Consider the following 4787-nt stretch of genomic DNA (forward strand, 5'->3'; position numbering starts at 1 on the left):
ATTTTGATGAACGCATATGTAGTCCTCATTTCTTGGGAGTTTTGAGACTACTATATGCGTTTTTTTGTTGATTTACCAACATGTTTAGACATTTTCCTCTAGGAAAAAATTAACTAGCACCACGGGTAATACTGTTTGTTTTAGTAGTCCAATATACACATCGGCTTCTTTGTCATAAACAACTACCTTACACGGTAAAAAGTAGCCAACTTCAATACGTTTTTCCAATACTTCTTTTGCTTGTTTTGGATTACATATTTCTAATACCTCAAAATTTGTAGGGAAATCTAACCCTTTAGATTTAATTTTTCTTTAAAATTAACTTGATACAATACACCAAATTCTCTTTCTTTGAGTTTCTCAATGAGTGCTTCTGTTGCCGCTTGGAATGATTTAGTTGTTTTAACTTCATACATAAAGTTCACTTATATTCCTCCATTTTTCATTTCATGTATATTTTGTGGAATCGACTTTTTTAGAATCTGCTTTGAATATTTTATCTATTAAAGCTTCTTTGATAATAGTGTCCATGATTTGGAATTCTTATTGGATAGAAATTTCTTTCTAGAACATGATTTCGTCGAAAGTTCTCATTGGTTGAGGATAGGCATGTTCAAAACAATCAGTCCGATATCCTTTTAATCCAGTTGCTGCACTATATAAAAAATTTCATCATAGTTTCGCCCTAGTCGTTCCAAAGATTCGATGACAAAAATATCCTTCTTCCTTAAAAAATGAAGTTCTTTTTGCAATTATTCTCGTGAGGTCTTCTTTTAACTACATAAAATTGTAACCACTGGTTTTAAGAGTAGTGTATCATCCCAAATCATATAATTAATTGACTGCGATTGTTATAAAACTCACGGTAAGCCATATAACTAGCAATAAATGAAGAAATCGCAGTAACTGAAATCAACATAAACATCACAACAATTTGGTAACGAATCGCTTGAACAGGATCAATTCCCGCAAAAATCAACCCTGACATCATACCTGGTAGGCTGACAAGTCCAACCGTTTTTGTTCGGTCAATAGAAGGAGCCATGCCCGTTTTGACGCTTTCTCTTACAATACTCATGGACGCTTGTTTTTTATTGGCTCCCAATGCCAATTTTTCCAATACCTGTTGGCGTTGGTCCGTAAATTTTGAATTCAAAGACCGATAGGTCACTCCAATCGCAGTCATGGCGTTGCTGGCAATCATGCCTGTAATTGGAACGATTTGGGAAGGGGTCCAGTCAATGACTCCTGAAAAAACAAGAATGAGTAAGGACAAGGCTGTTCCTACTCCAATAGCCGTCGTTGAAATTTTAAAAGAGCGGTTGATCCCCTCACTGCGTGTATGGGCGTTATAAGAAGCGTTGAACACAATGAACAAAACCATCGCTAAAGTGAGAAAGTTGTTATCCACTCGTAATACGTAGCTCAATACATATCCAATAAGGAATAATTGAACGACAGCGCGAATTCCCGCAATAAAAATGTCGTTTCCTAATCCCAATTTCTCTTTGTAATCAATCAACAAGGCAACTATCAAGAGGACAGAGGATAAAAGCAAAGAAAGATTACTGATTTCCAAATTGTTTGTCATTTCGATTCCTCCATTTTTCCACCTTTGATAGTAATCAGACGAGAAGCTTGGTCGATTTCTTCCTGGTTGTGAGTGACGGCCAACACCGTAGTTTGTTGGTCTTTCATCATGTCTCGGACTAAATCAAGGACAATCGCTCTGTTTTCTTGGTCCAATGAACTGGTAACTTCATCCAGGAGCAACACTTTCGGTTGATACATCAAATTTCGGACCAATGCAACCCGTTGTTTTTCCCCTCCTGATAGTTCCTTGACCTCTTTCGATAAGTAAGTTTCAGGTATTTGAACTCGTTCTAACAATTTTTTTGCACGTTCCCGATCAAATCCTTCTTCTCTTATGCGGGCAGGAAAAGACAAGTTCTCTTGAACTGTCTCATCGAATAGAGAAGCGTTTTGAAAGAAATAAGAGACTTCTTTTCTATACTCCACAGGATCGATTTTTTGCAGATCCGTACCTCGATAATAAATTTTTCCGGAAGTTGGGGAAAGCAGCGTACCAATTAATTTCAAAAGGGTACTTTTTCCACTTCCAGAAGGACCAGAAAAAACAATCACTTCCCCTTTGTTTACTGTAAAAGAGATATCTTGAAGGATTTGGTTTCCGTTTGCCTGAAAACCAACCTTCTCTAATTGAAACAATGAATCACTCATACCACTTCTCTCCTTTATAAAAAAGACCTGCACCAGTGGACCATCCCATACGGGTGCAGGGCTTTTGTTTCATCCTAGTGTACCTCAGTGTTCGTTTGGATCGTTTTTGGCGTCTTCATGAGTAGGGTGAACCGTTCCTTCAAGGTGATCTGGACCAGCATAAATGGTATACAGTCTGAGCGGCTTATCACCGGTGTTTTCGATGTTGTGCCACATGTCCGCCGGAACAAATACGGCGTCATCATCCATCACTTTTTGTTGAACATGTAAGTTATCTTTAGAAGGCCCCATTTTACACACTCCTTCTCCTTCTTCAATACGGATAAATTGGTCAATGCCTTCGTGCACTTCCAAACCGATGTCATCGCCCGGTTGAATGGACATTACGGTGACTTGCAGTTTACTGCCTGTCCAAATGGTCGTCCGGTAATTATCATTTCCTGTGGTGGCGTCTTCAATATTAATGATATACGGCTTCTTCCCATGATCCTTGTAGTCTATTTCCATCTTCCATTCCTCCTAGTCTTTGTACTGAAACAATGATACCTACTTCTTATTTATAATAATTCTAATTAATGGTACCACATCTAAAAATTCTATGCAAAAAAATTGGCTTTTTGGAGAGCGATTCTAAACAAAGACCATATAACGCGCAATTACAATTGGTACCCCTTAATCCTCAGCACATAAAGGAAAAAATATGGAATCAAAAAATAACCGATATGTACTCTGGTTATGACTTGAATCAGGGAGAATTTCAGAGACGACACATCATATTTTTTAGTTTACACTTGTAAACTAACTAGCGTACATTAAGTTTATGCTCACTATCAAGCGTTATCAATCTTTTAGACTCTTATCAATTTCGAAAGAAAGTAGCAAGGTTATTGATTGTGACTGTAAAAGTGGGGTGTTCCTATAAGCACATTAAACTATCTTTTCTAATTTATCATGCTATTTAAATTCTGTTTTTTCATGAGAATTTTTGTCCAAAACTTGTTAAAATGCTTTTAAAAAATACTTACATACACAATCCCCAAAAGACACTAATGTCATTTCAGTCAAAAAAGATACCGCAGAAAATTTCCACCTGAGATTCAATACGATATTACTCTCTTGACAGCCAGCTTAATTCCTTAGTTGAATAGATTATTAAAGTGCACAAAAAAACAATGCGGCGTTTGTTATATTTTCTGGTATAAGCGATGGTGCTATAAACTTTTTTGCAGATTAAAAATCATATGAATTTAACTCCAGTAATAAGAGTTTAAGTGCCAATGCATGCATGATTCTTTCAATTTCCGTTTTATGAGTAGACAGAGCGATTCCTTCATTGCATTGGAAAATGAGTTTGTTTCTCGTAATATGTATGCTCTCATTTTTGGTTGCATAGTATTCTCTCCATTCGTCTTCATACATAAGAACGCCTCCTTTGATCATCCTATATTTAAGTCCTTCGTTATTAATATACGTAAAAAGTTGGTATTTTATTTTTATTTTCTCTCTCTTTAAAAAAACTGAAAAAAGAGCGGTTTACAGGCATTTTCATGGATAGTTACCCATAGATCAATCTGAAATGAGCGTAGAACTTCCCTCTCAAACACTGGTTTTTTAGAGAAATACGAAATATTAGGGTTATTTGCAGAATAGCTACTTATTCTTACAAAGCAACAAGCGAGCAAAAGAAAAATTCCTTTCAAGCGTTTTTTGGCGGTACACTATTTTAGCGACAGGCAAGCTAGCAAATATTTTTTACAACTGGTTTGACTGTCGGCGACGACAGCCCACAGCCAAAAATAAAGAAGTCAAGGACTGTGAGGGTGGAGATTTTTTGGTGGTCTGCCAAAAAATACTTACCCGTTCCTTGACTTATTTAAGTGTTATTCAGTTTTAGGCTATTACAACTGGGTGACTGAGACGATTTTGGGGGCTTGCCCCTTTTTTCCAAAAGGGGCAAGGTCTAGATCTTGTGTTTTTATTTTTTTGGAAATTCAAAAGCTAATTTCATTTCGTCATTCAGTGTTAACTTTGCCGAGAAATTGCTTCCTTTTTTACTTTTGAACCCTTTGATTAAACTCGTTTCTCTTTTGCTTAATAAATCTTGGACATTTTTCTTTGTGAGTGCTTTTTGGCTCCATCTTTTAGGAAGCGTAAATTTGCACCGTATTTCCGCCCTAGCCGTTCAAATCGGTCGCTACCACCATTCAGAAACACGTGCGGTAATGGTTACACGTTGCTGTCTCCTAGCATTAGTTATTGCAGCGGCTAATGCTTAACCTTTCTACTTTATCGATAATTTAATATCAGGCAGCTTGGCTCCTACCTCTGATACTATTCGTATGTCTTACAAACAGAATCGTACCAAGCTTTATATTAGTTTTATGGATAGGCTACAATTAACTAGACAGAAAAATTAAGCTGTGTAGACTAGAAGAAAACATACCAGGAGGAATTTTTATGTCTAAGAGAACACGAAGAACTTTTTCACAAGAATTCAAGCAACAAATCGTCAATCTTTACTTAGCTGGAAAGCCACGTGTAGAAAT

At 36.7% G+C, this 4787-nt stretch carries 8 protein-coding genes; 1 reads left to right on the plus strand and 7 read right to left on the minus strand.

All coding sequences use genetic code 11. The features are described 5' to 3' along the window. Positions 1–84: 84 nt before the first annotated feature. From OZZ83_RS14490 to OZZ83_RS14520, 7 genes are all read right to left on the minus strand, one after another. Positions 85–306: a DUF302 domain-containing protein gene (locus OZZ83_RS14490; protein WP_325066104.1), complete on the minus strand. Its 222-nt coding sequence runs from the start codon at positions 304–306 to the stop codon at positions 85–87. Next, the gene (locus tag OZZ83_RS14495) at positions 288–425 is read right to left on the minus strand and encodes a hypothetical protein (protein WP_002316088.1); all 138 of its coding nucleotides are present in this window, start codon (positions 423–425) and stop codon (positions 288–290) included. Before OZZ83_RS14495 ends, OZZ83_RS14490 begins: the two co-directional genes overlap by 19 nt. A gap of 401 nt (positions 426–826) precedes the next feature. Further along, on the minus strand, positions 827–1591 hold the full coding sequence (locus tag OZZ83_RS14500) for an ABC transporter permease (protein WP_002311027.1): 765 nt from the start codon (positions 1589–1591) through the stop codon (positions 827–829). Beyond that, the gene (locus tag OZZ83_RS14505) at positions 1588–2241 is read right to left on the minus strand and encodes an ABC transporter ATP-binding protein (protein WP_002307505.1); all 654 of its coding nucleotides are present in this window, start codon (positions 2239–2241) and stop codon (positions 1588–1590) included. The genes OZZ83_RS14500 and OZZ83_RS14505 overlap by 4 nt, the downstream gene beginning before the upstream one ends. A gap of 84 nt (positions 2242–2325) precedes the next feature. Beyond that, positions 2326–2748 carry a cupin domain-containing protein gene (locus OZZ83_RS14510; protein WP_002307506.1) on the minus strand — a complete coding sequence of 141 codons (423 nt, stop codon included), beginning with the start codon at positions 2746–2748 and terminating at the stop codon, positions 2326–2328. 723 nt (positions 2749–3471) lie between these two features. Further along, positions 3472–3660 carry a hypothetical protein gene (locus OZZ83_RS14515; RefSeq protein ID WP_002311028.1) on the minus strand — a complete coding sequence of 63 codons (189 nt, stop codon included), beginning with the start codon at positions 3658–3660 and terminating at the stop codon, positions 3472–3474. A gap of 556 nt (positions 3661–4216) precedes the next feature. Beyond that, positions 4217–4408 carry a topoisomerase C-terminal repeat-containing protein gene (locus OZZ83_RS14520; protein WP_235586542.1) on the minus strand — a complete coding sequence of 64 codons (192 nt, stop codon included), beginning with the start codon at positions 4406–4408 and terminating at the stop codon, positions 4217–4219. Between OZZ83_RS14520 and OZZ83_RS14525 the strand changes: the two genes are divergently transcribed. Beyond that, on the plus strand, positions 4359–4517 hold the full coding sequence (locus OZZ83_RS14525; RefSeq protein WP_235586541.1) for a hypothetical protein: 159 nt from the start codon (positions 4359–4361) through the stop codon (positions 4515–4517). The genes OZZ83_RS14520 and OZZ83_RS14525 overlap by 50 nt on opposite strands. The last annotated feature ends 270 nt before the right edge of the window (positions 4518–4787 follow it).

It is taken from the genome of Enterococcus sp. E5-162 (genome assembly GCF_035725965.1).
GTDB lineage: Bacteria > Bacillota > Bacilli > Lactobacillales > Enterococcaceae > Enterococcus_B > Enterococcus_B lactis.

Coding starts and splice junctions, on each gene's coding strand:
- OZZ83_RS14505 (WP_002307505.1), bottom strand. CDS start 2,241: ATGAGTGATTCATTGTTTCAATTAGAGAAGGTTGGTTTTCAGGCAAAC.
- OZZ83_RS14500 (WP_002311027.1), bottom strand. CDS start 1,591: ATGACAAACAATTTGGAAATCAGTAATCTTTCTTTGCTTTTATCCTCT.
- OZZ83_RS14510 (WP_002307506.1), bottom strand. CDS start 2,748: ATGGAAATAGACTACAAGGATCATGGGAAGAAGCCGTATATCATTAAT.
- OZZ83_RS14515 (WP_002311028.1), bottom strand. CDS start 3,660: ATGTATGAAGACGAATGGAGAGAATACTATGCAACCAAAAATGAGAGC.